Source organism: Streptomyces sp. DSM 40868 (assembly GCF_011820545.1).
In the GTDB taxonomy this organism is placed as follows: Bacteria; Actinomycetota; Actinomycetes; order Streptomycetales; family Streptomycetaceae; genus Streptomyces; species Streptomyces eurythermus.
In genome coordinates this window covers 1,763,699-1,790,668 of the sequence record NZ_CP050504.1, presented here as the reverse complement: position 1 = coordinate 1,790,668, position 26,970 = coordinate 1,763,699, and the positions used below count along the sequence as shown (strand labels likewise).

The window sequence follows — 26,970 nt, the reverse complement described above, 5'->3', positions numbered from 1 at the left end:
TCATCCCCCCTGACCGGGAGCCCGGCGGCCGGAGCGCCGGCCCGCCCATCCGAGGAGGGACACTTCGATGGGGGAAAAGGTCGTGGCGGGGCAGTTCGACCTGTCCGATCGCCAGCGCTATCGCGAAAAGCTCCAGAAGTGTCTGACGGGACTGGAGCGATTGTTGCGGGAGAAGCGATTCGACCGCCCCAAGAACCTCATGGGGGTGGAGATAGAATTGAATCTCGCCGGGCCCGACGGCATGCCGAAAATGTTGAACGGTCAGGTTTTGGAACGCATCGCGAGCCGTGATTTCCAAACAGAACTCGCCATGTTCAACCTTGAAGTGAACATCGCGCCCCACCGGCTGGGCGGGCGGGTGTTCGACCGGCTCGCCGAGGAGCTGCGCACCTCGCTCGCCTATGCCGACCGCAAGGCCGGCGAGGTGGACGCGGGCATCGTGATGATCGGCATCCTGCCCACCCTCGACCGGGACGACCTGGTCTCCTCCAACCTCTCCGAGGTCGACCGCTACACCCTCCTCAACGACCAGATCGTCGCCGCCCGCGGCGAGGACTTCCGGCTCGACATCGACGGCGTCGAGCACCTCGTCTGCACGTCCAAGTCGATCGTGCCGGAGGCCGCGTGCACCTCGGTGCAGCTGCACCTCCAGGTCACCCCGGACCGGTTCGCGGACGTGTGGAACGCGGCCCAGGCGGCGAGCGCCGCGCAGATCGCCGTGGGCGCCAACTCGCCGTTCCTCTTCGGGCACGAGCTGTGGCGCGAGTCCCGGCCCCCGCTGTTCCTGCAGTCCACCGACACCCGGCCGCCCGAGTTGCAGGCCCAGGGGGTACGGCCGCGGACCTGGTTCGGCGAGCGGTGGATCTCCTCGGCGTACGACCTGTTCGAGGAGAACCTGCGCTACTTCCCGGCGCTGCTGCCGATCCGCGACGACGAGGAGCCGCTGGAGGTCATCGAGGCCGGCGGGGTGCCCCGGCTCGGTGAACTCGTGCTGCACAACGGCACGATCTACCGCTGGAACCGGCCGGTGTACGGCATCGCGGACGGCCTGCCGCACCTGCGCGTGGAGAACCGGGTGCTGCCCGCCGGGCCGACCATCACCGACGTCATCGCCAACGCGGCCTTCTACTACGGCCTGGTCCGGGCGCTCGCCGAGGAGTCCCGGCCGGTGTGGACGCGACTGCCGTTCGACGCGGCCGAGGCGAACTTCGACGCTGCCTGCCGGTACGGGATCGACGCGCGCTTCGTCTGGCCCCGGCGGGGACGCTACGGCGGCACGGGCGAGGTCGACGCGGTGACGCTGGTCCGCGACGAGCTGCTGCCGCTCGCCGCGGCCGGGCTGGACGCGTGGGGCGTGGAGGCCGCCGACCGGGACCTCTACCTGGGCGTGATCGAGGAGCGCTGCCGGCGCCGGGTCAACGGGGCGTCCTGGCAGGCGGCCACCTTCCACCGGGCGCTGGAGAGGGGCCTGTCCCGCGAGGCGGCCCTGGCGGCGACGACCCGCCGGTACGCCGAGCTGATGCACGGCGGGGAACCGGTCCACACCTGGCCGGTGGGCCTGCCGGAGCCGGTACCGCTGGGGTGACGGCGGCTGGGCCGTCGCACCGTGACGCCGCCCGGCCACCAGTACGGGCCGGTGCCGGGGGTCCGGGTGTCGGCTGGTGCGTGGGTCGGGTGCGTTCGGGTGTGGGCTGGTGTGTGGGGTCCGGGTGCGCTTCTGCGATCCTTGCCAGGCGAAGATGGGCCACGGGTCCATGAGCCGGCTGGAGGCGGGAGTGCAGGTGGAGGCTGACGCGGTGGCCGATTCCCCGGTGCGGGCACGTGACCCGCGGCGGACGCTGCGGGACGAGACGCTGCTCGTGCTGGCGCTCTCCCTCGGGGCGAGCGGGGTGTCCGCGCTGATCAGCTTCATCGGCTCGGTCACCAAGCCGGGCGGTCTCAAGGACCAGGCGGCCACCCTCAACGCCTCCGCCGCGCCGGGCCGCCCCTGGCTGGACCTGGCCTGGCAGCTGTTCGGCATCGCCACCGCGCTGGTCCCCGTGGCCCTCGTCGCCCACCTGCTGCTGCGCGAGGGCGCGAGCCTGCGCGTCCTCGGCTTCGACCGTACCCGCCCCTGGCCCGACCTGGCCCGGGGCGCCGGGGTCGCGGCCGTGATCGGCAGCACCGGCATCGCCTTCTATCTGGCCGCCCGCGGCCTCGGCTTCAACCTCACCGTCGTACCCGAGGCGCTGCCGGACGTCTGGTGGAAGTACCCGGTGCTGATCCTGTCGGCGGTGCAGAACGCGGTCCTCGAAGAGGTCATCGTCGTCGGCTATCTGCTGCGCAGACTGGGCCAGTTGGGCTGGGGGCCGGGCGCCGCCCTGCTGGCCGGCTCGGTCCTGCGCGGCTCGTACCACCTCTACCAGGGCGTCGGCGGCTTCCTCGGCAACATGGCCATGGGCGTGGTGTTCGTCTGGCTGTACCGCCGCTGGGGGCGCGTCGGCCCGCTGGTCGTCGCCCACTCCCTGCTCGACATCGGGGCGTTCGTCGGCTACGCCCTCCTCGCGGGCAAGGTGGGCTGGCTGCCGACGGCCTGACCGCGCGGGCCGCCGGCGAGCCGCTCAGGCGCGCAGGTCGCCCTCGATGACCGTCACCGCGTGGCCGGTGAGCAGCGTCCGCGCGCCGCGCAGGCCCGTACGGACGAGTCCGGTACGGCGGGAGGCCTGGAGCCCGGTGAGGTCGTCACTGCCGAGCCGGGGCGACCAGTACGGGGCGAGCGCGGTGTGGGCGCTGCCGGTCACCGGGTCCTCGTCGATGCCGACGTTGGGGAAGAAGCAGCGGGAGACGTAGTCGTAGCCGCGGGCCGGTTCCTCGGCGCGGGCCGTGGCGATGAGGCCGCGCGCGGAGTAGGCGCCGAGGGCCTTGTGGTCGGGGGAGAGCCCGAGCACGGTCTTCTCGTCGGCCAGTTCCACCAGCAGGTCGCCGATGCCGGGCCCGGTGTCGAAGGCGGCGAGCGGCTGCGCGCCCAGCGCCTCGGCGACCCCGGCCGGCAGTTCGGCGGGGGTGAGCGGGGCGGTCGGGAAGTCCAGGGTGAGGGAGCCGTCCGCGCCGGGCGTGGCGATCAGCACGCCGCTGCGGGTGGCGAACCGCACCGGCCCTTCGTGGGCGCCGGTGGTGTGCAGGACGTGGGCCGTGGCGAGGGTGGCGTGCCCGCACATGGCGACCTCGGTGACGGGGGTGAACCAGCGCAGCGCCCAGTCGGCGTCACCGCCCTCGGGCAGCGGGTGGGCGAACGCCGTCTCCGCGTGGTTCACCTCCATCGCGACGTTCTGGAGCCAGTCGTCGTCCGGGAAGACGTCGTCCAGGAGCAGGACTCCGGCCGGGTTGCCGGTGAACGGGCGGTCGGCGAAGGCGTCCACGATTCGAATGCGCATGACGCCGACGCTAGCGGCAGCGACGGCCCCGGGACCAAGGCCAATTCACGAGGACCGGACTGGTTTTCCGGGCCACGGGCCAGACCGGGTTTCTCCGGGCTGCCGTGGCGGGTGTGGGCGTCCGGTGCGGGGACGTCGGTCGCGGCGAGGCTCGGCCGGCCGCTGTGGTGGCGGTCCGGTGACTGCGTGGAGCCACGAGAGCGGCGACACGGTTCGGCTACGGTCTCGGGGAAACGTCCGATTGGGCAACGTGTGTACGCATTCGGGGTACGGTCCGCGGAACTCCTCGTGACGCGCCCGCGCAGGGGGGATTCCCCACCTGGGACGCCGGACCGCCGACGGCCGGGCCCTCGCCACGGAACCTATGAGTTTGGGGAGCCGGCGTCTTCGGCCGTCGTGGCCGTCACCGCCTCCAGCAGCGGCCAGCCGTCGATCTCCACCGCCCCTCGCTCGCCCGGCCGCCGGTCTTGGGCCGACACCGCGTCGAGCAGGGCCCGTACGGCGCCCGGTTCGTGCAGGTTCAGGGAACCGCCCCGTACGTGCCCCACGTCCCCCGAGCCCATGGGGAACCCGCCGGGGACATACCGGCCCGGGCCGGCGGCGAAGACGATGCGCAGCGGGCCGCCGGTGCCGGCCGGCTGCGGGTACAGCGTGAGGATCTGGCGGCACTCCGTGGGCCGGCCGCCGTACGGCACGCGGTGGCCGTGGCGCAGCGTCCACAGGTACACGCGCCCGTCGGCGACCAGGCGGCGGGGCTTCTTCCGATGACGGGCCACGCAGCCGAGCGTATCGGCGCGGCGGGCGGACCTCGGCCGGGCGCCGCCCCCTGTCCCATGGCCGGGTTGCGGAACCACGAGCTTCGAGCCCGGCGAACTCGAGGAGGGCGGGGCGCTGAACGGCGCGGCGAGGCAGGGAAGCGGGGCATCACCCGCTTCGCCTCGAGCCCGGCCCGACGGCGTCGTGTGCGCGGCGCCGCCCGGGGGCGCGCTACCGGCGGACCGCGGAGATCAGCCCGCCGGGCCCCTCCTCGCGCTGCGGCGGGGTGTCGAACGGGCGGCCGTAGGCGGCGGCGCGCTCGCGCAGGGTGTGGCCGGTGGCCTCCCAGCCGTGCCCGGCCAGCCAGCCCACCGGGTCGTCGGGCATCTCCGAGACCCACATGGACGCCGCTGATCCCGGCTCGGCGTCCGCGCCGAAGCGCTCGATCACGCCGCGCGAGCCCAAGGTCAGCCCCATCCGACTGCCGGCCGCCGACAGCGCGCTGATCCGGGCCAGCAGTAGCTCGACCGCGTCCTCGGGCAGGTAGATCAGCAGTCCTTCGGCGATCCACACGGTCGGCGACGCCGGGTCGTGCCCCGCGGCGGCCAGCGCGCCCGGCCAGTCCTCGCGCAGATCCACCGCGACGGTGATCCGTTCGCAGCGTGCGACGGCCCGCTCCTGGCGCAGTACCGAAGCCTTGAAGTCCAGTGGTGCGGCGGTGTCGACCTCGAACAGCCGGGTGCCCTCGGGCCAGTCCATCCGGAAGGCCCGGCTGTCCATCCCGGCGCCGAGCAGCACGACCTGCCGGACCCCGGACGCGGAGGCCTGCCGCAACAGGTCGTCGAGGAACTTCGTCCTGATGACGATGGACAACGACACCGCCAGCCGACGGCGGCGCGCGGCCTCGTCGTCGGGTGGCGGCGAGCAGGGCCACAGGCCGCCGGCGGCGGCGAAGGCCTGCGCCAGCGGATCGCGGAACAGCGCGTTCTTCCGCTCGTTCTCCAACGCCCGCACCCTGGCCACCCCCACCGCCGTGGCCCACACTCCCGACGGCCGCACCCGCTGCTGCTCATCAGTCACCGCGTCAGCCTAGATGACCTGTGACGGCGAACCGTGGCCGATCGCCACCGAAGGTTGAGAGGCCGCAGCCCGTTTTCGGCGGCTCGGTCATCCACTCTGCCCAGATGCCGGGGTGCTGCGAGCGGAGGGGCTCAGCGCAGCCGTCGCGCACGCAGCACCAGGTCGTCGGTATGGTGCGCGCCGGCGCCGCCTTCGGGTGCCACGCGTGGTCGCTGCTCGTTCACCTCCACCTTCCAGTCGTCGGTGAGCAGGGCGGCGACCATCGAGGGCCAGACGTAGTCAGCCGGGTCGAAGCCGCTGTCGTGCGCCTGCTGGGCGTCCATCCCCGCGTGGTGTACGAGCAGCAGCACGCCGCCGGGCGCGACGGCCGCGAGCAGCGCTCGCTCGGCTGCGGCGTCGGGGGTGCGCAGCAGGGCTGGATACTGCGCGGAGACCAGGTCGAAGGAGGCCGGCGGGAGCGCCGCTTCCGTCAGCTCGGCGTGCACCCAGCGAACGGCGACGCCCGCGTCCCGCGCGTGCCCGGCCGCCCGCTCCAGCGCCACACCCGAGACCTCGAGGGCGGTCACGTCCCAGCCGCCGCGCGCGAGCCAGACGGCGTCCGCGCCCTCGCCGCAGCCGACGTCGAGCACCCGCCCGGGCGTGAGCCCGGCGACCTCGGCCACCAGCGCACCGTTGGGCCGGCCGCTCCACAGCTGCTGTCGGTCGGCGTACCGGTTGTCCCACTCCGCCCGCACCGCGGGGTCTCCGACGTATCCGTCGCCAGGCAAGAAAGTGTCAGACGCGGGCGATCCCGCTGTGATGTTGTCGGTCACGGGCCCAACGTCACCCATCGCGGCCCGGTCACGCCACTCCTGTTGCCGCTCCTGCAAAACGGCGTCCCTGGCACAAACCGTCGTCAATCAATCTCCGGTGGCACTTCGGTGGCACTCGGGCGAGGTCCGCTGTCACAGGTCACCGGGCGGACGCGGGGTCTTGGCACTCCCTCTCTTCCGATATATCGTTGAGTCATCGCGAACGATACGCGATGCGTACGTGACTGATCAGCGATGGGATGGAGTGATCATGATGCGTGGCCATGGGTTCGAGGGATTCGAGCGTGGGCATCGGCACGAGGGTTCCGCGCGGTGGGGTATGGGCGGTTTCGAGGGGCGGCGGGGGGCCTTCGGGCCGTTCGGTCCGGGTGGGCCGGGGTTCGGACCCGGTGGGCCCGGGTTCGGGGCCGGTCCCTGGGGGCCGCGTGGGCGCGGCGGGCCGCGGGGGCGGGCGCGGCGCGGTGATGTGCGCGCCTCGCTGCTGGCCCTGCTCAAGGAGCGGCCCATGCACGGCTACGAGATGATCCAGGAGATCGCCGAACGCAGCGGCGGCGCCTGGAAGCCCAGCCCCGGCTCGGTCTACCCCACCCTCCAGCTGCTGGAGGACGAGGGCCTGATCGCCAGCCAGAGTGAGGGCGGCAAGAAACTGTTCGCGCTCACCGAGAGCGGGCGCGTCGCCGCCGAGGAGGGTCCCGACGCCCCCTGGGAGGAGGCCACGCGCGGGGTCGACTGGGAGGCCCTCGGCGAGATCCGTCAGGCCGGCTTCGGTCTGATGGAGGCCTTCGGCCAGGTCTGGAAGACCGGCAGCAAGGAACAGCGGGAGAAGGCGCTGACCGTCCTCAACGACGCCCGCAAGAAGCTGTATCTGATCCTCGCCGACGAGCACTGAGGCTTATACGGCGACCGGTCCCGGCTGGGCGCCTGGCGGTCCGGCCGGGTGGAAGCTCCCCCTCAGGTCACCAGGTCACCAGGTCGCCGAGCCGGCGCAGTGACTCGGTCAGCGCGGCCGTCGCCGAGTCCTCGAGCCTGGCCGCCGTCAGGGACACGGTGGTGTCGGTGAACTCGCCGTCGATCCGGACCTTCGTGGCGTCCCCGTCTTCCGGGGTCAGCGTGTGGCGGGTGGCGACGGTCACCGCCATCGGGCCCTTGCCGCGGGCGGCGAGGACCCGGGCCGGCTCCAGTTCCCCGATGGTCCGGTCGACCTCCGCCGGAAAGCCCATCAGCTTCATGTCCTCCCGGAACGTCCCGCCCGCGGCCAGGTTCGCCGGGCCGCCCCGCGGAAAACCGGTGTGGGTCGCGTTCCACTCCCCGTACGACGGCCAGTCGGTGAGCCGGGCCCACACCTCCCCGGCCGGCGCCTGGACGCGTGCCTCCGTGCTGACTTCGGCCATGCGACCACCCCTCCGGATCGGGCGTACCGGGCTGCGGTGCCGCGGAACGTAGCCGCAGGGGCGCGAACATTCAACACTGACGAACCGTCAGCCGCACTCCGGGGCCGGCGCACGTACGGCAAGGCGGCGCGCGCGGAATCGTGCCACATCGGCCGGATCTCCTCCGTGAGGATGAAATCCGGGCCGGTGATGTCCACTCCGCGTGGGACGCGAAAATGGTTCCTGTCGCGGATGTCCCGTCCCGTTGGGGCTGATGAGGTAGGGGATGTGCAACCGCGTACAGCCGACCGGACCGCCCCCGACCGAGCGGTTCCGCACCAGGACGGCGCTGCCGGGCTCGACGCGGAGCTGGCGGCGGTGGTCGCCGGTGCCCGCAGGAGGGCCGTCCGGGACGGGGACCGGCAGACCGACACCGCCCATCTGCTCCACGCCCTGCTGGAACACGACCCCGAGGTCCGTGCCGCAGTGGGCGAACCGCGGCGGCTCGCCCGGCTCCTCGGCTACCTCGTGCAGCGCAGCATCGGCTACGGACTGCGCTGGCGGGCCGGCGTCGAGGACTCCGGCGCGCTCCCCGTCGTAACCGCTCCGGCCGGCCCCCGTTCCGGACAGCCGCCCGCCGACGCCACGGGCCGGTACGCCGACGCCACGGAGCGGAACGTCGACGCCGCGGGCAGGGACACCGACGCCACCGGCCGGGACACCGACGGCATGGGCCGGTACGCCGTCGCCGTCGGCCGGTACGCCGACGCCACGGGCCGGGACGCCGGCCGCTGGTCGCCCGCTGCTGCCGCCGCGCTCGTCGACGCCCGTGCCCGCGCCCGGCGGCGGAACGCCCACCGCGTCGCCGGTACCGATCTGCTCGCGGCGCTCGCCGCCGACCCGGGGTCCCGGGCCGTGGAGGTGCTCGGACGCGCCGGCATCGCGGCTGACGACCTGATCGCGCGGATCGAGGCCGGGACCGGGACACGCGCCGACGACGACCGGACGGACGGCGAACGGCCCGGACCGTCCACCGGCTGAGACAGGTGTCAACAGGGGTGACGCTCCTGTCGGCGCCTGGCATCATGTGCCGGTGCATACGTCTGTGAGCAGTCAGGACAGTCCCGGCAAGGGAGCCGGGCTCGGCCTCGCCCTCGCCTCCGCGCTGGCCTTCGGCGGATCCGGTGTGGCCGCGAAGCCGCTGATCGAGGCGGGCCTCGACCCGCTGCACGTGGTGTGGCTGCGGGTGGCGGGCGCCGCCCTGGTGATGCTGCCGCTCGCCGTGCGCCACCGCGCCCTGCCGCGCCGCCGGCCCGCGCTGCTCGCCGGCTTCGGACTGCTCGCCGTCGCCGGAGTCCAGGCCTGCTACTTCGCCGCGCTCTCCCGGATCCCGGTAGGCGTCGCCCTGCTCATCGAGTACCTGGCGCCCGCCCTGGTGCTGGGCTGGGTGCGGTTCGTGCAGCGGCGGCCCGTCACCCGCGCCGCCGCGCTCGGCGTGGTCCTCGCGGCCGGCGGCCTCGCCTGCGTGGTGGAGGTCTGGTCCGGGCTGAGCTTCGACGCGCTCGGCCTGGTGCTCGCCCTCGGCGCCGCCTGCTGCCAGGTCGGCTACTTCATCCTCGCCGACCAGGGCGGCGACGCGGGCGAGACCGCACCGGACCCGCTCGGGGTCATCGCCTACGGGCTGCTCGTCGGCGCCGCCGTGCTGACGGCGGTGGCCCGCCCCTGGAACATGGACTGGTCGGTGCTGGGCGGCTCCGCCGACCTGAACGGCACCGCCGTACCGGCCGCCGCCCTGCTCGCCTGGATCGTGCTCGTCGCCACGGTGATCGCGTACGTCACCGGGGTGCTGTCCGTGCGCCGGCTGTCGCCGCAGGTCGCCGGCGTCGTCGCCTGCCTGGAGGCGGTCATCGCGACCGTGCTGGCCTGGGTGCTGCTCGGCGAGCACCTCTCCGCGCCGCAGGTCGCCGGCGGCGCGGTCGTCCTCGTCGGCGCGTTCATCGCCCAGTTCGCCGGCTCCGGCAAGGGCACTCCCGAGCCGGTGGCCGCCGGTGGCGCGGAAAGGGAGTTGTCCGCGCGGGGCACCGCGGCCTAGAGTCCCGATCATGCCGCAGAACGCACTCGTCCTTCCGCCCCCGGCCGCCTGAGGCGGGCCTCCGGGACACTCGCCCGACGCGCGCACGCGCCGGGCTGGACGGTGCTGCCCGCAGATGAAGTCAGCGCGCCCCGCCGAACCGGGACGCCTTCGAACTTCCGCGCTGTCATGCGCGCTTCTGCGGAGAGATTCTGTTGTCGAACACTTCCTCCGGCCTGCCCGTCGGGCGTGGCCTGCTCTACCTGATCATCACCGGTGCCACCTGGGGCACCGCGGGTGCCGCCGGCTCGCTGGTCTACCGGACCAGCGACCTGGGCGCCGTCGCCCTCTCCTTCTGGCGCTGCGCGCTGGGGCTCGCCCTGCTGCTGGCCGGCCGCCTGCTGCGTCCGCGCGCCGGCCGCACCGCCCCCGCCCGGCCGGCGCGCCGCGCGGTCAGGAGGGTCCTGGCCACCGGTGTCGCCCTCGCCGTGTTCCAGACGGCGTACTTCGCGGCGGTGGCGTCGACCGGGCTGGCCGTGGCCACCGTCGTGACCCTCGGCGCGGGTCCCGTGCTGATAGCGCTGGGTGCCCGGCTGCTGCTCGGCGAGCGGCTGGGCGCGGGCGGTGCCGCGGCCGTCGTGGGCGCGCTCGCCGGGCTGGCCGTGCTCACCCTGGGCGGCTCCGCCGCGACCGTCCGTCCGGCCGGGGTGCTGCTCGCCGTGGTCTCGGCGGCGGGCTACGGCGCCATGACCCTGCTCACCCGCTGGTGGGGGAGGGACGGCGGCGGCGACACCGCCGGCACCACGGTGGGCGCCTTCGCCGTGACCAGCCTGTGCCTGCTGCCGCTCGCCGTCCACGAGGGACTGCTCCCGCACACCGCCCACCCGGTCCGGCTGCTGTGCCTGCTGCTCTACATCGCCGCCGTGCCGACGGCCCTCGCGTACGCGTTCTACTTCGCGGGAGCGGCGGTCGTCCGGTCCGCCACCGTCTCCGTGATCATGCTGCTGGAGCCGGTGACCGCGGCCGCACTGGCCGTGCTCCTGCTCGGCGAGCGGCTCACGGCGGCCACGGCGGCCGGCACCCTGCTGATGCTCGGCGCCGTCGCCGGCCTGGCCGTGAGCGAGGCCCGCGCGTCCGGCCGCCCGGAGCCGACGGTGGTGTGACCGGCCGGTCGGCCCTCCTGGGCGACCGGGTCTGACTGCCCGGCCGCCCCGGAGCCGACCGTGGTGTGACCGGTGGCTGCCCCGGACCGTGGGTCCCGGGGCGGGCCGTCGCCGTTACAGCGTCGCCAGATAGTCCGGCAGCTCGATGCCGGGAGTCAGGTCGTCGTTGGGAACGGGGGCCTCGTAGCCCTTGCGGAGCGGGATGACGCCGGCCCAGTGCGGCAGAGCGAGGTCCTCGGGCTCGTCGTTGGCACCGCCGGTGCGGACCTTGGCCGAGACCTCCTCCAGGTCCAGGCGGATCACCGCGGTGGCGGCCAGCTCCTTGCTGTTCGCGGGCCGGGAGTCGGCGGCCCGGCCCGGTACGACGTGGTCGACCAGCGCGTCCAGGGCCAGCCACCGCTCCTCCGGGTCGGTGACCTCGTGCGCGATGCCGTGCACCACGACCGAGCGGTAGTTGATCGAGTGGTGGAAGGTGGAGCGGGCCAGCACCAGCCCGTCGACGTGGGTGACCGTCAGGCACACCGGCAGGCCCGGGTCGGCCTGGCCGGTCATCCGCAGCGGCCGGGAGCCGGTCGAGCCGTGGATGTAGAGCCGCTCGCCGACCCGGCCGTACAGCGTCGGCAGCACCACGGGGGCGCCGTCCCGGACGAAGCCGAGGTGGCAGACGTACCCCTCGTCCAGGATCGCGTGCACCAGCGCCTTGTCGTACGACGCCCGCTTCGCGGAACGCGTCGGCACGGTCCGGTCGGTCGGCGCGTAGGCGGCGGGCCGCGATTCCTCGGTGGCGTCCTGCATGGTCCCCTCCATGGCGAACTTCATTGCACTAGTGCATAATGGGCTTTGTGCTAGGAGAGTATCGGATCGAAGGGCGTGGCGCAGCCGAGATCGCGGCCAGCGTCGAACGGGCGGTCGGATCGGGCGGGCTGGAGCCAGGGCAACTCCTTCCTCCGCTGCGGGAGTTGGCGGAGCGGCTGGGGGTGAACCCGAACACGGTCGCCGCCGCCTACCGCATCCTGCGTGAACGCGGGGTGATCGAGACGGCCGGCCGCCGGGGCAGCCGGGTCCGCCCCAAGCCGGCCACCACCGGCCGCGAGGAGCTGCGCGTCGAGGTGCCCCCCGGCGGCCGCGACCTGTCCACGGGCAACCCCGACCCGGCCCTGCTGCCCAGCCTGGCCCCGGCCCTCGCCGCGGCGGCCGAACAGGGCGACCGGCGGCCCGTCCGCTACGGCGACGACCCCGTGGACGCGGACCTCGCCCGGCTCGCCCGCGCCGAACTCGACGCCGACGGCGTCCCCGCGGGCCCGCTGACCGTGACCTCCGGCTCCCTCGACGCCATCGAACGCGTCCTCACCGCGCACCTCAGACCCGGCGACACGGTCGCCGTAGAGGACCCCGGCTGGGGCAGCCTCCTCGACCTCGTCCCCGCGCTCGGCCTGCACACCGCCCCGGTCGGCGTGGACGACGACGGACCGCGCCCGGAGGACCTGCGCCGCGCCCTGGAGTCCGGGGCCCGCGCCCTGATCGTCACCGACCGGGCGCAGAACCCGACCGGCGCCTCGGTGACCGCCACCCGCGTACGTGCCCTGCGCGCGGTGCTGCGCGAGCACCCGGGGACCCTGCTCATCGAGGACGACCACGGCCACGGCATCGTCGACCTGCCGCTGCACCCCCTCGCGGGCGTCACCCGCCACTGGGCCTTCGTCCGCTCCGCCGCCAAGGCCTACGGCCCCGACCTGCGCCTCGCCGTCCTCACCGGGGACCCGGTCACCGTGGACCGGCTCCGGGGCCGCCAGCGCCTGGGCCCCGGCTGGGTGAGCCTGCTGCTGCAACGCGCCGTGGCCCACCTGTGGTCGCACGGCGCGGTGGACCGGGCGGCGGTGGCCCGGTCCTACGGCGCCCGGCGGGACGCCCTCGTCGACGCGCTGGCGGAGCGCGGCGTCACCGCCCACGGCCGCAGCGGCATGAACGTCTGGGTCCCGGTCCCCGACGAGACGGGCGCTCTCGCCCGGCTGCTCCAGAGAGGCTGGGCGGTGGCCCCGGGCGCCCGCTTCCGCCTGGCCTCCCCGCAGGGCGTGCGCATCACGGTCTCCCCGCTGACCGAGGCGGACATCACCGTGCTGGCCGACGCGGTGGCGGCGGCCATCCGCCCGTCCCCGGCCCGCGTCTACGGCTGAGGCGGGCGGGAAGACCGGGAGAGCGAGGAGAGCCGGAGGGACGGGAGAACCGGGGGACTGGGGAACCGGGAGAGGGGGCGCGGGAAACCGCGCGACGAGCCACGGCGAGCCCGCACTCGCACCCGCGCACGCCCCCCCCGCGCCCGACTCCCTCACGCACCCTTCCCCCGCACCTGGGTAAGCGCCGCGCCCGCCAGCACGATCACCGCTCCCACCGGCGTCGTCCACCGCAGCGACTCCCCGAGGATCGCCACCCCCGCCGCCGTGGCGATGACCGGGATGAAGTACGTGACCATCTGGGCGGTGGTGGGCCCGACCTCGGCCACCAGCCCGTACTGGATCAGCACCGCCAGCCCCGTGCCCAGCGCGCCCAGCGCGGCGACGGCCAGCAGCGGAACGAGCGGGAAGTGCCCGGGCACGCCGGCGAAGAGGGGCGTCACCACGGCGAGCTGGGCCGTGGCGAGCAGCAACTGCCCGCCGGTCATGGACAGATGGGAGTTGCCCGTACCGGCCAGCGTCCGCCGGACGTAGATCCAGCCCACCGGATAGCTCAGCGAGGCCAGCAGTGCCATCGCCGTGCCCGCGGCGTCCAGCCCGTGGAAGCCCTGCCAGACGCCGAGCACGGTCAGCACGCCCAGGAAGCCCAGCCCGAGCCCGGCCACGCGTACCCGGGTCGGCCGGTCCTCGGACAGCGCGACCAGGGACAGGGCCATGCCCCACAGCGGGGAGGTGGCGTTGCAGATGCCGGCCAGGGTGGACGGGATCGTCAGCTCGGCGTAGGCGAAGAGGGAGAACGGCAGGGCGTTCAGCAGGAACGCGGCGACCGCCATATGCCCCCACAGCCGGGCCCCGCGCGGCAGTCGCTCCCGCTTCACGGCCATCGTCGCCGCCAGCACCGCCGTGCCGAACACCAGCCGCCCGAGGGTGACCTGGAACGGCGCGTACCCCTCGGTGCCCACCTTGATCAACAGGAAGCTGAAGCCCCAGATCAGGGACAGGACGCCGAAGCGCAGCCGCCAGTCCAGGCGGGCGCGGCTCCTGGCGGGGCCGGGGGCGGTGGCGGGGGAGGGGGTACGGCTGCGGGCGCGGGTGCTGATCGTGCTCATGCCCACAACGATGCTGGAGGCAACCTCGTAGCACAATCGAGATTTCCCACCTGGTACCTCTTAGGATCACTTACATGTTGAACCTTGAGCGCCTGCGCACCCTGGACGCACTGGCCCGGCACGGCTCGGTCAGTGCCGCCGCCGACGCGCTGCACGTGACCACGTCCGCGGTCTCCCAGCAGCTGGGCAAGCTGGAGCGGGAGGTCGGCCAGCGGCTCCTCGCCAAGAACGGCCGGGGCGTGCGGCTCACCGACGCCGGGCGGCTGCTGTCGGAGCACGCGGCGCGCATCCTGTCCCAGGTCGAGCTGGCCGAGTCCGACCTGGAGGCGCACCGCGGCCAGGTCGTCGGCGAACTGCGGCTGTCGGCGTTCCCGACCGCGGCCCGGGGCCTGTTCCCCGCCGCGCTGGGCGCGCTGCGCACCGAGCACCCGGGGCTGCGGGTGCGCTCCAGCGAGCTGGAACCGGAGCAGGGGATCGCCGGGGTCGTCCGCGGCGATCTCGACCTGGCGGTGGTGCTGGACTGGTACAACAAGCCGATGCCCGTCCCCGACGGCCTGGTCAAGGCACCTCTGCTGGACGATCCCGCCGATGTCGCCATGTCCGTGGGGCACCGGCTCGCGGACCGGGAGGAGGTGGACCTGACCGAGTTCGCCGAGGACGAGTGGATCACCTGGTGCGAGGGCGAGTTCTGCCACGAGTGGCTGCTGTTCACCCTGCGGTCCAAGGGCGTCGAGCCGATCGTCGGCCACCGCGCCGGTGAGACCCACACCCAACTCGGGTTGGTGGCCGCCGGGCTGGGCGTGTGCATCGCACCGCGGCTGGGCCGGCAGCCGGTGCCCGACGGTGTGGTTTTCGTGCCGCTCAAGCAGCGGGTGCGCCGCCATGTGTACGTGATCTGGCGGGCGGACGCCGACCGCCGGCCCTCCATCCGCGCGGCTGTGGAGGCCCTGCGGACGGCGGCCCGGCGGATCGACTGAGCCCTACGCCCCGCCCAGCTTCCGGAAGTCCCAGGACACGATCTTCTCCGGGGTCAGCCGGGCCCACGCGTGCCGGCCGTCGTGCGGCATCTCCTCCAGGCCGAAGTTCTTGCGCGCGAACAGCGTCTCGGCCGTGTCGAGTTCGGCGCACAGCTCACCCCGGCGCGGCACCTCGCCCACGAACTCCACCCGGCCGGACAGCTCCGCCCCGCGCAACTCGCCGTACTCCTCCCCGGAGTCGACCACGACCGCCACCCGGGGATCGCGGCGCAACTGTGCCCAGCGCCGGCTGCGCACCACGGAGTACAGCCACATCGACGTGCCGTCCCAGGCGAACCACAGCGCGCTGACATGCGGTGTGCCGTCGGCCGAGACGGTCGCGATCCGGCAGGTGCGCCGGGTGGCGAGGAACTCGTCCAGCTCGGCCGGCGACATCATGATCCTGCGGCCCCGGCGCTGACGGGCGACGGACATGCGGCCCCCTCTCTTCTCCCCTGTCGGAACGGAGACTTATCGGCTCCCGCCGATCCTCTGGCATGACGTCAGAAAAGAGAACGGGTCGTCTTCAAGGGGCGCGTCATGCCGTCGTACGAGCAGCTCGGCGAACTCCTCGAGCCCGCCGGTACCGTCCTGCTCACCGTGGAGTGCCAGCAGGGGGTCGTCGGCCGCAACGCCCGGCTGTTCCGGGCCGCCGAGCGGCTGCCCGTGCGGCAGCCGGCCGGTACCGCGGCGGTCCGGGTCGCGCCGCCGACCGAGGTCGCCGAGGAGGACTTCGTTCTGCGGCGGCCGCACGGGCTGTCCCCGCTGCGCAACCTCGGCTGCCGGGTGCTGATCGTCACCGGGGTGTCGGCCAACGTGACCGTCCCCAACGCGGTGTTCGACGCCGTCGACCTCGGCTGCACCGCCGTGGTCCCGGCCGACGCCATCGCGGGCGTACCCGCCGACTACAACGGCCGCGGTGCTCCGCCACACGCTGGCGCTGGTCGCCACGGTCACGACCACCGACGAGATACCGGGCTGCCTCGGCGGGCCGCGGGAACGGCGCTGAGCCGGGCCGGTTCAGGCCAGCCTGATGTCGTCGCCGGACACGGTGATCCGCGCCGGGGCCAGCCCCTTCGTCGCCGGTCCCTTCTTCACGCTGCCGTCCGCTACGGAGAACTCGCTGCCGTGACACGGGCACACGATCATGCCGTGCGCGATGCTGCCGACCGCGCAGCCCTGGTGGGTGCACTCGGCGGAGAACGCCTTGTAGGTGCCCGCCGTCGGCTGGGTGACCACCACGCCCTGGTCCTTGAAGATCCTGCCGCCGCCCTCGGGGATGTCGGCGGCCTTGGCGAGCGCGGTGCCGCCGCCGTCCGACGCGGCCCCGGTGGCCGTGGTACCGGCGTCGGCCGACCCGGCGTCGGAGGAGTCGTCGCCCGAGCCGCAGGCGGTCAGCGCGGCGGCGAGCCCCGCGGCTCCGACCGCTGCCACGACGGTACGACGGTCCGGACCGGCGCTGGGGTGGGACGAGGCGCTGCTCATAGGACGTTTCCCTTCGGCGGAGCTGGTCATGGTCCGCCCTGGGATACGGGCGTACGACCGCGGCCGTTCAGAAGGCGGAGCAGGTGCGCGGGAGCTCCCGCGTCCAACTGTCTCGTTCTCCGAGAAGCGTTGCCCCGCTTCCCTATCCTTTCGATGGGAGTTCCAATCACGTTTGATCTCGCAGCACTGTCAGACCTCGCGTCACTGCACCCGATCCGGTGAATCCGATGACACAGCCCTCCCAGGAAGTCGAGCAGAGAGACACCGAAGGAGGTACGCCGCTGGCCGTGCCCGGCACTCCGCACCGGCGCCGCGCCATGACGGTGCTGACGTCGGCCCAGATGCTCTACTACTTCGGCATCAGCATCGACCTGACGCTCACCGGCCTGGCCGGCCTCAGACTCGCTCCCGTGCCCGCGCTGGCGACCCTGCCGTTCGCCCTCATCAGCGTCGGCTCCTGGGCCGCCACCTACCCCGCGTCCCGCTTCATGAGGAGTCGCGGACGCAAGGCCGGGTTCCTGGTCGGCTCCGGTGCCGCGCTGACCGGCGGTATCACCTCGGTCACCGCGTTGCTCACCGAGCAGTTCGTGCTTTTCTGTTTCGGCATCGCCTGTATCGGCGTCCATCAGGCGTTCGCGGGTTATTACCGGTACGCGGCCGCCGACATGTTCCCGCCCGAAGAGCGCGGCAAGGCCATCTCGACCGTTCTGTCCGGCGGGGTGATCGCGGCCGTCGCCGGCCCCTTCCTCGCCACGGCGGTCAAGGACCTCGGTCCCGTGGAGTTCACGGGCTCCTACGCACTGGTCACCGTGCTGGCGCTGATCTCCCTCGGTGTGCTGTCCACGCTGACGGCCGAGGACACCGAAGCGGCCGCCGCTGCCCCGTCAGGGCCCCAGGCTGCCGCCGAGGACGCGGCCCCGCGCACCCTCGGGCAGATCGCGAAGCAGCCGGTGTTCCTCGCCGGCGTCGCGGGCTCCTGCGTCGGGTACTTCACGATGACCTCACTGATGGCCGCGGCCCCCATCGCGGCGGTCAGGGCCGGGCACTCCGTTCACGACGGCGCCCAGGTCATCCAGTGGCACATGGTCGGCATGTACGCCACCGCCTTCGCCTCAGGACCGCTCACCCGGTCCATCGGCGCGGGACGGACACTTCTGATCGGCGCCGCCGTCAGCGCACTGGGCGCCGCGACCGCCCTGACGGGCCTGTCCCACACGCACTTCATGATCGCCCTGGGGCTGATCGGCGTGGGCTGGAACCTCATGTACGTCTCCGGTTCCGCGCTGGTCGCCCACTCCTACCGGCCGCGGGAACGTTCCCTGGTCCAGGGCATCGGCGAGGTCTTCACCCTCGGCGGGTCCGCCGTCGGCGCGCTGGCCGCGGGACCGGTGCTGGACGCCCTCGGCTGGGAGTCCATGAACGCGGCGCTGCTGGTGCCCCTCGCGGTCAGCGCCGTCGTCACCGTCGCCCATCTCCGCGCCGCCCGCCCACGTGCCGCCGCCCAGCGGACTGATCCGTGAGACAGGTGCCGGCGCCCGGCGCGCCCTGTCCGGACAAGACCTCCACCAGGAACAGCGCAAGAGCCAGACATCCGACGGCCACCGGCTGATCAGGAGCGTGCGCCGACAGCCCTTCGCCCTCTACTCGCAGAGCGAGTTCGACACCAAGGCCGTGGCCGTAGGGGCCGACTACTGGCTGGACTCCAAGGTGCCGACGGTGCGGGCAGCGGTCTCCCGCCCGGCCGATCCGGCTGACCGTCCACGAGAAACGTGACCGACCTGCCCTGCCGGCCCTGGGCCGACATCCTGAGCCTGAGTGCCGGGCACGGCCCTGCCCGGCGGTCTTGTGACCGGCGACATCTCGCAGGTCCGCGCCTCCGACCGGACAACTCCGTGACGTAGGTGCGCAGATCGTCGCCCTCCACCAGGCCGGGCGGCTGGAAGCCCCACCCAGGAGGCGGCCCGCCGCCCTCAGACCGCTGGCTGAGCGGTCCCGGCCGCCTCGTCGGCCGGTCCGGTCCGCCCGCCGCGGAACACTTCCTGCACGAGCCTGTCCTGTGCCTTGAGGAATGCTCCGGTCAGGGACAATGCGGCGTCGTCCACATAGTTCAGCGAGGCGGTCAGGGTCTTGCCGCCGTCGGACGTGCTGTACATCAGCGCCGCGTGGCCGGCGGCGCCGCCGTTGTGGAAGAGCAGCGTGCCGCCGCCGGGGCCCGCTTCCTGTACGCGCAGTCCCAGACCGAAACCGCTCTTGGGGTGCGGCTTCGCCATCTCGGCCAGCAGCGGGGCGGGCAGGAGCCGGCCGCCTGCCAGTGCGGAGATGAATGTGTGGAGGTCCTGGGTGGTGGAGATCATGTCACCGCCGGCGGAGATCCAGGAGGGATTGTGGCGCGTGACGTCGACCGTCTCCTGGCGGCCGGCGTCCTCGTACCGGTAGTACGCGTGGGAGTACGGCCTGGGAATCTCCGGTGAGGTGCCCGGCACGCTGGTGCCCGACAGACCGAGCGGCCGTACGATCCGCTCCTGTGTCACTTCGGCGCACGAGCGGCCGGTGACCTTCTCGACCAGCAGTCTGGCCAGTACGTAATTCGTGTTGGAGTAGCTCCAGTCCGTGCCCGGCTCGAACCGCGCGGGCCGGGACAGCGCCAGCCGTGCCAGTTCCTCGGGCCGGTAGGTGTGGAACCGGTTGTCCACCCATTCCTTGCCCGAGACGGTGGCAGGGATGATTCCCGGCGCCACCGTCCCGTCCTCGTAGTACTCGCCGGTGAAGTTGAACACCCCGCTGGTGTGCTGCAACAGCATCCGCACCGTGATGCGCTCGTCCAGCCCGTACCCGGGCAGGTAAACGGCTGCCGGGACGTCCAGCGCGACCTTTTCCTCGGCCACCAGTTGCAGCACCAGGGTCGCGGTGAAGGTCTTGGTGTTGCTGCCGATCCGCACGTGCCCGTCGGCCGGCGGCTCGGCGTTCGCGCCCAACTCGGCCACCCCGGCGCTGCCGGCCCACCCGCCCCGCTCGTCGTGCACGCGCAGGTGCACTCCGGTGATACCGGAATCGACGATCTCCTGGAGGGCCTTGCGCAGCTCCGGGCGATCCGGTCCGGCGACGGGGTTCTGGGCGGTGCGGAGGGACTCGCTCATGGTCATTCCTTGTCTCAGGCCAGCAGGTACGCGGCAGCGCTCGGGCCGCGTGACGAGACTGCGGAAGGCGGCCACCGGCCCTTTCGAAGCGGCGATGAGACGAGCCTTCACCCTGACCCGAGGTCAAGGTCAACCTCTTCCATGACCTTGCGCTGCCGGCGTCCCCGAAGGGGGTGCCGCACTGGCGCGGAAGCCCGCTACCCTCCCCGCTGTGATCAACCGCAACCCGGCGAACGGGCTGACGATCGGCCAGGCGGCGGCTTTCGTGGGCGTCACGGTCAAGACCGTGCGGCACTATCACCGGCTCGGCCTGGTCGCCGAGCCGGACCGGGACAGTTCCGGTTACCGGCGCTACGGGTCGGCGGACCTGCACCGTCTGATCCAGGTCCGGACCCTGGCCGGGGCCGGCGTGCCGCTGGCCGGGATCGCCGATCTGCTGGACGCCGGTGCCGAGCGGTTCGCCGCAGCCCTGGAGGACGTCCGTCGCCGACTCACCGAACAGATCGAGGACCTGACCGCGCGCCGCGACACGCTGCACCGGCTCACCCACGGCGACCGGGCCCTGCTGCCCGACCGGGCCTGCGCGGTTCTGGACCGGCTCGCCGGTGCCGGCTTCGGCGGGGACTACGTGGCCGTCCAACGGGAGGCTCTGGTGCTGGCCCGGGCGCTGGTACCGGAGATCCTCGACAGCTTCCTGACCCGGCTGGAACGTCTCCTGGACGACCCCGAACATGTCGAGCTGACCCAGCGCGGCTGGGAGGCGAGGGCCTGGGACCCGGACGACCCGCGCATCGAGGAGCTGGCGGCCGCGCTGGCCGGCAAGGTGCTGGCCGACCCCGCACCGCCGTCGATGCCGGCCGGGTTCGAGAAGCGGTCCGACGCCGCCTCCCGGTACGCGGTGGTCAACGGCCACGGGGCGGACGAGGCACCGTCCATCGCCCGGCTGAACGCGCTGGTCGAGGCGAAACTGCGCGCGGCCGGCATCGCTGTCCCGCGTCCATGACGGCCACCCGCCTCCCGGGGCTCCGGCATCGAAACGGCTGGTCATGCGTCGATGACCGCATGGCCGCCTTCGTGCAGTCCCCGCGGAAGCGCCCCGAGGTCGCTCTCCCGTCCGACACCCCCTCCGCCCACGCCGACGCCTTACTGACCCCCGGCCCTGGGCCCGCCGCCTCGGCCACGTCGCCGCCACCGGCAGGAGCGGGCACGCGATCCGGTTCACGTCGATGCCGTTGCCGTGGGCGAAGGGTGGGGCAGCACCGCTTGGTCGCTACGGCGGACGCCGGGGATGGACCCGGTGCGCTCGCCGCCGTGGATCCCGGGGACGCCCAAGCGCCGCCGGTGGATGTCGATAGCGGTGCGGACCCGGGAGTTCACCCCCGCGCAACCTGACGCGGAAGCCGAGTAGTTCCACGGCCTTTTGGTTCCGCGATTTTCGGCTGTCTCGTGTCGAGTTCCATCCCGGTATCGCCCCTGATCATGTACGTGCCATCCGCGGCTCGTTTGTGTCGTTCTTCCCCGCTGCGACTACCGTTCGCTCCGGTCCTGGTTTCCCCCACCATGCTTCGAAGCTGGTAATACCGACTCCAGTCTCCTTAAACGTGGTGTCTCTCACTCCGAGTCGTATGGGCATCCGGCATGGAAGTCGATCTGGCTTGTAAGCGCTTTCCGGCGAGCTGATGAATGTGTGACGGTAAGGGCACCAAGTCCCGCACAGAAGAGGATGAGAATGAAGCTTTCCGTGCGCCGTTCGCTCGGTGTCGCAACAGTCGCCGCCGCCGCACTGGCCGCCACGGTGGTGCCCGCCGCGGCGGCCACGACCTCTCCCACCACGGCTTCCGCCATCGGCCCGACCATCAACCGTACGGACTGTAACGAGAACAGCTACCTCGAAATCCACAACAACGAGGGCCGCGACACGCTGTGCTTCGCCAACGCCGGAACGATGCCCGTCGCCATCTACGGGGTGAACTGGGTCGAGGCCGGAAACAACGTCGTCACCCTGCAGTTCCAGCGGAATCTGAGTGATCCGAGGCTGGAAACCATCACCCTCCAGAAGTGGGGCTCGTGGAACCCGGGCCACATCCACGAGATCATTTCCATCAGGATCTACTGAGATTGAAGCACGTCCTGGGGGCGCCTTTCGGGGTGCCCCCCCCTTTTTTTGTGGCGCTTACTCGAAAGCGCCGGCGTTTCCCGCGTGTGCCGATCCGTGCCGGAAACACGAAGGAAGTCGACTGGGCGACGAGCAGTCCGACCCGGTCGCCAGGGCGGCACCGGCCAGGGTGCCGAGCCCGGCCACGGTGCCGGACCACAGCGCGTGGGGACTTCTTGCACCGGCTGCGCGCACCCACGGCGTCTTCCCGTCGAAGGCCCGAGGAGTGCGTGGTGACGCCGGCCGCGATGGCTCGGGCGTCCCTCCCCGGCTGTCACGCTTGGTTACTATGCTCACTTCGTGCCTCGAGGCCGGAGCCGACGGGCCTACGGCGATCGATGGACTGCTGGAGGAAGGGGCACCTGCGTGCCAGCCGGAACTCCCCAGATTCTCCCCAGGGCTGATCGTGGTCTTGCCCGGGCTGCAGCGCCTCGATGGGACCATGGAAAGCAAGGCCAGCGAGTGGGGAACCTTCGAAATTGTTGAAAGAAGTCATCGCGACCCGCTACATCACACCTTTGCGTGAAGGCGGGTCGCTGCCGGGACTGGTAGAAGCCGACGACCTCCGCACCTACGTCATGAAGTTCACCGGCGCGGGACAGGGCCGCAAGACCCTGGTCGCCGAGGTGGTGTGCGGTGAACTCGGCCGGCGGCTCGGGTTGCGTGTGCCCGGGCTGGTCACCCTGGAACTGGACCCCGTCCTCGGGCTCGGCGAGCCCGAACAGCAGGTGCAGGACCTGCTGCGCGGCAGCGGCGGCACCAACCTCGGCATGGACTTCCTGTCCGGCGCCCTCGGCTACGACCCGCTCGCCTTCCCGGTGAGCCCGGAGGAGGCCGGCCGGATCGTGTGGTTCGACGCGCTGATCAACAACGTCGACCGGTCCTGGCGCAACCCCAACCTCCTGATGAGGCACGGGGAGCTGTGGCTCATCGACCACGGCGCCACGATGATCTGGCACCACAACTGGCCCGGCGCCGAGACTTCGGCGGCCCGCCCCTACGACGCCTCGGACCACGCCCTCGCCCGCTTCGCCCCGGACGTGCGCGCCGCCGCGGCCGACCTCGCCCCCCGGGTCACCGAGGACCTGCTCGCCGAGGTCACCGCCGAGATCCCGGACGTCTGGCTCGACGGCGAGCCGGGCTTCGACACCCCGGACGACCTGCGCCGGGCCTACGCGCGGCCGCTGCTCGCCCGCGCGGCCGTCATCGCCGAGCGGATCACCGGCCTCGGCACCGGATCCGAGGAGGGCAAGTGAGCGAGCGTCACATCCACATGGCCGGCCATGTCACCGAGCGGCACATCACCCGGGCGGGCCAGGGCGGCGACCGGGACGTGTTCGAGTACGCGCTGCTACGGGTCGTGCCCAGGGTGGAGCGCGGGGAGTGCGTCAACGCCGGCGTGGTCGTCTACTGCCGCGCGCGGGGCTACCTCGGCGCCCGCACCCACCTGGACGAGGCCCGGCTGCTCGCCCTGGACCCGGCGGCCGACGTGGCCGGGGTGCGCGCCGCGCTCGCCGCGATCGAGCGCACCTGCGCGGGCGGTGAACAGGCCGGACAGGCGGCCGGCGACGACGCCGGGCGCCGCTACCGCTGGCTGGTCGCGCCCCGCTCCGCCATCGTCCAGCCCGGCCCCGTGCACACCGGACTGACCGCCGACCCGGCCGCCGAGACGGAGCGCCTGCTGAACCTCCTGGTGAGGTAATCGATCACACCGGCCTAGGTTGCCGTTGACACCGCGTGCCAGGGCTTCTAGCGTCACGGGTGGAGAAGGTACTAAGCGGTCGCTCACCGCACCGGAGGCCCTCTCCGAGGGTCCGACAGGTTCTCTCAAGGGCGAGGAGAAACAGCATGTCCACCAATGAACAGCGGGTCGCGGTAGTCACCGGCGCGGCGCGCGGCATCGGCGCCGCCACCGCCGTACGGCTGGCCGCCGAGGGCCGCGCGGTCGCCGTGATCGACCTCGACGAGGCCGCCTGCAAGGACACCGTCGAGAAGATCACCGCGGCCGGCGGCAAGGCCGTCGCGGTCGGCGCGGACGTCTCCGACGAGGCGCAGGTCCAGGCGGCCGTCGCCCGCGTCACCGAGGAACTGGGCGCGCCCACGATCCTGGTCAACAACGCGGGCGTGCTGCGCGACAACCTGCTGTTCAAGATGAGCGTGTCCGACTGGGACACGGTCATGAACGTGCATCTGCGCGGCTCGTTCCTGATGACCAAGGCCGTGCAGCAGCACATGGTCGAGGCCGGCTGGGGACGGATCGTCAACCTCTCCTCCTCCTCGGCGCTCGGCAACCGCGGCCAGGTCAACTACTCGGCCGCCAAGGCCGGTCTCCAGGGCTTCACCAAGACCCTCGCCATCGAGCTGGGCAAGTTCGGCATCACGGCCAACGCCGTCGCCCCGGGCTTCATCGCCACCGAGATGACCAAGGCCACCGCCGAGCGCGTCAAGATGGACTTCGAGGACTTCAAGAAGGCCGCCGCCACCCAGATCCCCGTGCAGCGCGTCGGCGAGCCCGAGGACATCGCCAACGCCATCGCCTTCTTCACCGGCGAGGCGGCCGGCTTCGTCTCCGGCCAGGTGCTGTACGTCGCCGGCGGACCGCTCAACTAAGGGATGCAGGGGTAGCACGGACATGACTGAACTCCCGGAGCTCTCCGGCAGGGTCGCGATCGTCACCGGCGCCAGCCGCGGCATCGGCTACGGCGTCGCCGAGGCGCTCGTCGCCCGCGGTGACCGCGTCTGCATCACCGGCCGCGGCGAGGACGCCCTGAAGGAGGCCGTCGAGCGGCTCGGCACCGAACGGGTCATCGGCGTCGCCGGCAAGGCACACGACCTCGCCCACCAGACCGAGGTCGTCGAGCGCACCATGGCCGCCTTCGGCCGGGTCGACTTCCTCGTCAACAACGCGGGCACCAACCCGGTGTTCGGCCCCATCGCGGACCTCGACCTCGACGTCGCCCGCAAGGTCTTCGAGACCAACGTGGTCTCCGCCCTCGGCTTCGCCCAGAAGACCTGGCACGCCTGGCAGAAGGACAACGGCGGCGCGATCGTCAACATCGCCTCGGTCGCCGGCCTGTCGGCCTCGCCGTTCATCGGCGCGTACGGCGTGAGCAAGGCCGCGATGATCAACCTGACCCAGCAGCTGGCGCACGAGTTCGCGCCGCGGGTGCGGGTCAACGCGATCGCCCCGGCCGTGGTCAAGACCAAGTTCGCGCAGGCCCTGTACGAGGGCCGCGAGGAGGAGGCCGCGGCCGCCTACCCGCTGGGCCGGCTGGGGGTGCCCTCCGACATCGGCGGCGCCGCCGCGTTCCTCACCTCCGCGCAGTCCGACTGGATCACCGGTCAGACGCTCGTCGTGGACGGCGGCATCTTCCTCAACGCGGGAGTCTCCTGACCGACTCTTCCGGGCGCCCGGTTTCCGGACGGAACGGCGCCCGGAAGACCGCCTGACGTCCGCCTGGCGGACTGACAACGTCGTCATCGCCGGATCGATCAACGGGCCCTGTTCCAGGGGAGGTTCAGGGCGCGGACGCTGCGGTATGGTCTGCCGACCCTTGGTATGGCGGATCGAGGAGCGTGCGCGTGTTCTACCGGTACCGATTCCTGCGAAGAGTCGCGGCGATCGCGTCCCTGTCCGTGGTCGCCGGCTGCGGCCTGCTGTCCGACGGCGACCCCGACGACCAGGGGCCGATCGTCGTGGGCACCACCAGCGCCCCCAGCACGCTGGACCCCGCCGGGGCCTGGGACGGCTCCTGGGAGCTGTACCGCAACATCTTCCAGACCCTCCTCGCCTACCCGTACGGCGCCACCACCCCCCAGCCCGACGCCGCCCGGACCTGCTCCTTCACCGACTCCACGAGCCGCACCTACCGCTGTCAGCTGCGCGCCGGCCTGAAGTTCGCCGACGGCGACCCGCTGACCGCCGAGGCCGTCCGGCACTCCGTCGAACGCATCCGCGCCATCAACGCCCCCGGCGGCCCCGCCGGACTGCTCGGCAGCCTGGACCGGGTGGAGACCTCCGGCGACCGCGACATCGTCTTCCACCTCAACAAGCCCGACGCCACCTTCCCCTACGTGCTGGCCACCCCCGCCATGTCCCTGGTCGACCCGGACGACTACCCGGCGGACTCCCTGCGCGAGGGCACCGACGTGCACGGCTCCGGGCCGTACGAGCTCCGGTCCTACGAGGAGGGGGAGCGGGCCGTCCTGGTCCGCAACGACAACTACCAGGGCTTCGCCAAGCGGCAGAACGACGCGGTGACCATCCGCTACTTCAAGGACTCCGCCGGCATGGTCCAGGCGCTGCGCGACAAGAGCGTGGACGTCACCTACCGAGGACTGGCCGCCGACGACATCGTGGCCCTCCAGGAGCACGACGACGAGGACCTGCAACTGGTCGACGGCGCCGGCACCGACATCAGCTACCTGGTGTTCAACCCCGCCGACCCCTGGGCCGGACGGATCGCCGTGCGCAAGGCCGTCGCCCAGCTCGTGGACCGGGGCGCGATCGCGCACAAGGTCTACAAGGACACCGTCGACCCGCTGTACTCGATGGTCCCCAAGGGCCTGACCGGCCACGCCACCGGCTTCTTCGACGACTACGGCGAACCGAGCGTCGCCAAGGCCCGCAAGATCCTCACCGACGCCGGCATCACCCGGCGCGTCCCGCTCACCCTCTGGTACACCACCGACCGCTACGGCTCCGAGACCGGCCTGATGTTCCAGGAGCTCAAGCGGCAGCTGGACGGCTCCGGCCTGTTCACCATCACCCTCAAAAACCGCCCGTGGAAGAGCTATGTGACCGGCTTCCAGAAGCGCGAGTACCCGGTGTTCGGACGCGGCTGGTTCCCGGACTTCCCCGACGCGGACAACTTCATCGCGCCGTTCGTCGGCGAGCACAACGCGCTCGGCACGCCCTACCCGGCCAAGGAGATCACCGGCCGGCTGCTGCCCCACGCGCGCGCCGAGAGCGACCGCGCCCAGACGGTCAAGGACATGGAGGCCGCCCAGCAGATCATGGTCGACGACGCCCGGCTGCTCCCGCTGTGGCAGGGACGGCAGTTCGTGGCGGCCAGCGTCGACATATCCGGCGGCGAACAGGCCCTGGACCCCTCGACGATCATGATGATGTGGGCGCTGCACCGCAAGACCAGCTGGTGAGGCCCCGTGCGGCACCGGTTGTCAGTGGTCGCCTGTAGGTTCTGAAGCCTGGAAGTGACCGCACGCGGTACC

Annotated in this window: 27 protein-coding genes and 1 pseudogene; 18 read left to right on the top strand and 10 right to left on the bottom strand. The window is 72.4% G+C overall.

Annotation, left to right across the window (positions count from 1 at the left end; genetic code table 11):
* The first annotated feature begins 67 nt into the window (after positions 1-67).
* Both HB370_RS08015 and HB370_RS08010 read left to right on the top strand, forming a co-directional pair.
* A complete protein-coding gene (locus HB370_RS08015; RefSeq protein ID WP_030774972.1) occupies positions 68-1,585 on the top strand; it encodes a hypothetical protein in 1,518 nt (505 codons plus the stop codon).
* Between the two features lie 190 nt (positions 1,586-1,775).
* Entirely contained in the window at positions 1,776-2,576 is an 801-nt protein-coding gene (locus HB370_RS08010; protein ID WP_030774974.1) for a type II CAAX endopeptidase family protein, read from the top strand.
* Positions 2,577-2,600: 24 nt separating this feature from the next.
* On the opposite strand, the gene HB370_RS08005 is transcribed toward HB370_RS08010, so the two are convergent.
* From HB370_RS08005 to HB370_RS07990, 4 genes are all read right to left on the bottom strand, one after another.
* Positions 2,601-3,413 carry a PhzF family phenazine biosynthesis protein gene (locus HB370_RS08005; RefSeq protein WP_030774975.1) on the bottom strand — a complete coding sequence of 271 codons (813 nt, stop codon included), beginning with the start codon at positions 3,411-3,413 and terminating at the stop codon, positions 2,601-2,603.
* Between the two features lie 362 nt (positions 3,414-3,775).
* Positions 3,776-4,189, bottom strand: a complete 414-nt coding sequence (locus HB370_RS08000) for a hypothetical protein (RefSeq protein WP_037700007.1) — start codon at positions 4,187-4,189, stop codon at positions 3,776-3,778.
* Between the two features lie 211 nt (positions 4,190-4,400).
* Positions 4,401-5,213: a class I SAM-dependent methyltransferase gene (locus HB370_RS07995; protein WP_037700008.1), complete on the bottom strand. Its 813-nt coding sequence runs from the start codon at positions 5,211-5,213 to the stop codon at positions 4,401-4,403.
* 167 nt (positions 5,214-5,380) lie between these two features.
* A complete protein-coding gene (locus HB370_RS07990) occupies positions 5,381-6,061 on the bottom strand; it encodes a class I SAM-dependent methyltransferase (RefSeq protein WP_030774980.1) in 681 nt (226 codons plus the stop codon).
* A 253-nt stretch (positions 6,062-6,314) separates the two neighbouring features.
* Here HB370_RS07990 and HB370_RS07985 point away from each other — a divergent pair, with 253 nt between their 5' ends.
* Positions 6,315-6,950 (top strand): PadR family transcriptional regulator, encoded by a 636-nt coding sequence (locus HB370_RS07985; protein WP_030774982.1) that lies wholly within the window; start codon positions 6,315-6,317, stop codon positions 6,948-6,950.
* Between the two features lie 67 nt (positions 6,951-7,017).
* Here HB370_RS07985 and HB370_RS07980 read toward each other — a convergent pair whose 3' ends face one another.
* A complete protein-coding gene (locus HB370_RS07980) occupies positions 7,018-7,452 on the bottom strand; it encodes an SRPBCC family protein (RefSeq protein ID WP_030774983.1) in 435 nt (144 codons plus the stop codon).
* Positions 7,453-7,719: 267 nt separating this feature from the next.
* Here HB370_RS07980 and HB370_RS07975 point away from each other — a divergent pair, with 267 nt between their 5' ends.
* The 3 genes from HB370_RS07975 (at position 7,720) to HB370_RS07965 (ending at position 10,665) form a co-directional block, all read left to right on the top strand.
* Positions 7,720-8,472, top strand: a complete 753-nt coding sequence (locus HB370_RS07975; protein WP_244405470.1) for a Clp protease N-terminal domain-containing protein — start codon at positions 7,720-7,722, stop codon at positions 8,470-8,472.
* Positions 8,473-8,518: 46 nt separating this feature from the next.
* The gene (locus HB370_RS07970) at positions 8,519-9,523 is read left to right on the top strand and encodes an EamA family transporter (RefSeq protein WP_030774990.1); all 1,005 of its coding nucleotides are present in this window, start codon (positions 8,519-8,521) and stop codon (positions 9,521-9,523) included.
* 194 nt (positions 9,524-9,717) lie between these two features.
* Entirely contained in the window at positions 9,718-10,665 is a 948-nt protein-coding gene (locus HB370_RS07965) for a DMT family transporter (RefSeq protein WP_030774991.1), read from the top strand.
* Between the two features lie 114 nt (positions 10,666-10,779).
* Here the strand turns inward: HB370_RS07965 and HB370_RS07960 are convergent, their stop codons facing one another.
* Positions 10,780-11,484, bottom strand: coding sequence for a pyridoxamine 5'-phosphate oxidase family protein (locus HB370_RS07960; RefSeq protein ID WP_244405468.1), 705 nt, complete (start codon positions 11,482-11,484; stop codon positions 10,780-10,782).
* A 23-nt stretch (positions 11,485-11,507) separates the two neighbouring features.
* On the opposite strand from HB370_RS07960, the gene HB370_RS07955 reads away from it, so the two are divergent.
* Positions 11,508-12,839, top strand: a complete 1,332-nt coding sequence (locus tag HB370_RS07955; RefSeq protein ID WP_106980557.1) for an aminotransferase class I/II-fold pyridoxal phosphate-dependent enzyme — start codon at positions 11,508-11,510, stop codon at positions 12,837-12,839.
* Between the two features lie 152 nt (positions 12,840-12,991).
* On the opposite strand, the gene HB370_RS07950 is transcribed toward HB370_RS07955, so the two are convergent.
* Positions 12,992-13,981 carry a DMT family transporter gene (locus tag HB370_RS07950; RefSeq protein WP_037700012.1) on the bottom strand — a complete coding sequence of 330 codons (990 nt, stop codon included), beginning with the start codon at positions 13,979-13,981 and terminating at the stop codon, positions 12,992-12,994.
* Between the two features lie 38 nt (positions 13,982-14,019).
* Between HB370_RS07950 and HB370_RS07945 the strand changes: the two genes are divergently transcribed.
* The gene (locus tag HB370_RS07945) at positions 14,020-14,922 is read left to right on the top strand and encodes a LysR family transcriptional regulator (protein WP_030774996.1); all 903 of its coding nucleotides are present in this window, start codon (positions 14,020-14,022) and stop codon (positions 14,920-14,922) included.
* A 3-nt stretch (positions 14,923-14,925) separates the two neighbouring features.
* Here the strand turns inward: HB370_RS07945 and HB370_RS07940 are convergent, their stop codons facing one another.
* Positions 14,926-15,396, bottom strand: a complete 471-nt coding sequence (locus tag HB370_RS07940; RefSeq protein ID WP_030774997.1) for a pyridoxamine 5'-phosphate oxidase family protein — start codon at positions 15,394-15,396, stop codon at positions 14,926-14,928.
* 105 nt (positions 15,397-15,501) lie between these two features.
* Here HB370_RS07940 and HB370_RS07935 point away from each other — a divergent pair.
* Positions 15,502-15,970, top strand: a pseudogene (locus HB370_RS07935) (isochorismatase family protein).
* An 11-nt stretch (positions 15,971-15,981) separates the two neighbouring features.
* On the opposite strand, the gene HB370_RS07930 reads toward HB370_RS07935, so the two are convergent.
* Positions 15,982-16,446: a Rieske (2Fe-2S) protein gene (locus HB370_RS07930; protein ID WP_030774999.1), complete on the bottom strand. Its 465-nt coding sequence runs from the start codon at positions 16,444-16,446 to the stop codon at positions 15,982-15,984.
* Between the two features lie 227 nt (positions 16,447-16,673).
* Here HB370_RS07930 and HB370_RS07925 point away from each other — a divergent pair, with 227 nt between their 5' ends.
* Both HB370_RS07925 and HB370_RS07920 read left to right on the top strand, forming a co-directional pair.
* Positions 16,674-17,966 carry an MFS transporter gene (locus HB370_RS07925; protein ID WP_063766398.1) on the top strand — a complete coding sequence of 431 codons (1,293 nt, stop codon included), beginning with the start codon at positions 16,674-16,676 and terminating at the stop codon, positions 17,964-17,966.
* Positions 17,967-18,063: 97 nt separating this feature from the next.
* Positions 18,064-18,219, top strand: coding sequence for a hypothetical protein (locus tag HB370_RS07920; RefSeq protein WP_157855523.1), 156 nt, complete (start codon positions 18,064-18,066; stop codon positions 18,217-18,219).
* Between the two features lie 197 nt (positions 18,220-18,416).
* On the opposite strand, the gene HB370_RS07915 is transcribed toward HB370_RS07920, so the two are convergent.
* Positions 18,417-19,583, bottom strand: a complete 1,167-nt coding sequence (locus HB370_RS07915; RefSeq protein ID WP_030775002.1) for a serine hydrolase domain-containing protein — start codon at positions 19,581-19,583, stop codon at positions 18,417-18,419.
* A 211-nt stretch (positions 19,584-19,794) separates the two neighbouring features.
* Between HB370_RS07915 and HB370_RS07910 the strand changes: the two genes are divergently transcribed.
* The 7 genes from HB370_RS07910 (at position 19,795) to HB370_RS07880 (ending at position 26,898) form a co-directional block, all read left to right on the top strand.
* A complete protein-coding gene (locus HB370_RS07910) occupies positions 19,795-20,586 on the top strand; it encodes a MerR family transcriptional regulator (protein ID WP_030775004.1) in 792 nt (263 codons plus the stop codon).
* A gap of 726 nt (positions 20,587-21,312) precedes the next feature.
* Positions 21,313-21,699, top strand: a complete 387-nt coding sequence (locus tag HB370_RS07905; RefSeq protein WP_030775006.1) for a beta/gamma crystallin domain-containing protein — start codon at positions 21,313-21,315, stop codon at positions 21,697-21,699.
* 518 nt (positions 21,700-22,217) lie between these two features.
* Positions 22,218-22,994 carry a HipA family kinase gene (locus tag HB370_RS07900; protein WP_030775008.1) on the top strand — a complete coding sequence of 259 codons (777 nt, stop codon included), beginning with the start codon at positions 22,218-22,220 and terminating at the stop codon, positions 22,992-22,994.
* Positions 22,991-23,440, top strand: coding sequence for a DUF3037 domain-containing protein (locus tag HB370_RS07895; protein ID WP_030775010.1), 450 nt, complete (start codon positions 22,991-22,993; stop codon positions 23,438-23,440). The genes HB370_RS07900 and HB370_RS07895 overlap by 4 nt, the downstream gene beginning before the upstream one ends.
* A 146-nt stretch (positions 23,441-23,586) precedes the next feature.
* A complete protein-coding gene (fabG, locus tag HB370_RS07890; RefSeq protein WP_030775011.1) occupies positions 23,587-24,348 on the top strand; it encodes a 3-oxoacyl-ACP reductase FabG in 762 nt (253 codons plus the stop codon).
* A 22-nt stretch (positions 24,349-24,370) separates the two neighbouring features.
* Positions 24,371-25,132, top strand: coding sequence for an SDR family oxidoreductase (locus HB370_RS07885; RefSeq protein WP_030775013.1), 762 nt, complete (start codon positions 24,371-24,373; stop codon positions 25,130-25,132).
* A 188-nt stretch (positions 25,133-25,320) separates the two neighbouring features.
* A complete protein-coding gene (locus tag HB370_RS07880) occupies positions 25,321-26,898 on the top strand; it encodes an ABC transporter substrate-binding protein (RefSeq protein WP_030775015.1) in 1,578 nt (525 codons plus the stop codon).
* Positions 26,899-26,970 lie beyond the last annotated feature (72 nt).

Excerpts from the sequence above, each read along its gene's own strand:
- HB370_RS08015 (WP_030774972.1), top strand. The coding sequence starts at position 68 with ATGGGGGAAAAGGTCGTGGCGGGGCAGTTCGACCTGTCCGATCGCCAG.
- HB370_RS08005 (WP_030774975.1), bottom strand. The coding sequence starts at position 3,413 with ATGCGCATTCGAATCGTGGACGCCTTCGCCGACCGCCCGTTCACCGGC.
- HB370_RS07985 (WP_030774982.1), top strand. The coding sequence starts at position 6,315 with ATGCGTGGCCATGGGTTCGAGGGATTCGAGCGTGGGCATCGGCACGAG.
- HB370_RS07980 (WP_030774983.1), bottom strand. The coding sequence starts at position 7,452 with ATGGCCGAAGTCAGCACGGAGGCACGCGTCCAGGCGCCGGCCGGGGAG.
- HB370_RS07960 (WP_244405468.1), bottom strand. The coding sequence starts at position 11,484 with ATGAAGTTCGCCATGGAGGGGACCATGCAGGACGCCACCGAGGAATCG.
- HB370_RS07945 (WP_030774996.1), top strand. The coding sequence starts at position 14,020 with ATGTTGAACCTTGAGCGCCTGCGCACCCTGGACGCACTGGCCCGGCAC.
- HB370_RS07940 (WP_030774997.1), bottom strand. The coding sequence starts at position 15,396 with ATGTCCGTCGCCCGTCAGCGCCGGGGCCGCAGGATCATGATGTCGCCG.
- HB370_RS07930 (WP_030774999.1), bottom strand. The coding sequence starts at position 16,446 with ATGAGCAGCGCCTCGTCCCACCCCAGCGCCGGTCCGGACCGTCGTACC.
- HB370_RS07925 (WP_063766398.1), top strand. The coding sequence starts at position 16,674 with ATGACACAGCCCTCCCAGGAAGTCGAGCAGAGAGACACCGAAGGAGGT.
- HB370_RS07915 (WP_030775002.1), bottom strand. The coding sequence starts at position 19,583 with ATGAGCGAGTCCCTCCGCACCGCCCAGAACCCCGTCGCCGGACCGGAT.
- HB370_RS07905 (WP_030775006.1), top strand. The coding sequence starts at position 21,313 with ATGAAGCTTTCCGTGCGCCGTTCGCTCGGTGTCGCAACAGTCGCCGCC.
- fabG (WP_030775011.1), top strand. The coding sequence starts at position 23,587 with ATGTCCACCAATGAACAGCGGGTCGCGGTAGTCACCGGCGCGGCGCGC.
- HB370_RS07885 (WP_030775013.1), top strand. The coding sequence starts at position 24,371 with ATGACTGAACTCCCGGAGCTCTCCGGCAGGGTCGCGATCGTCACCGGC.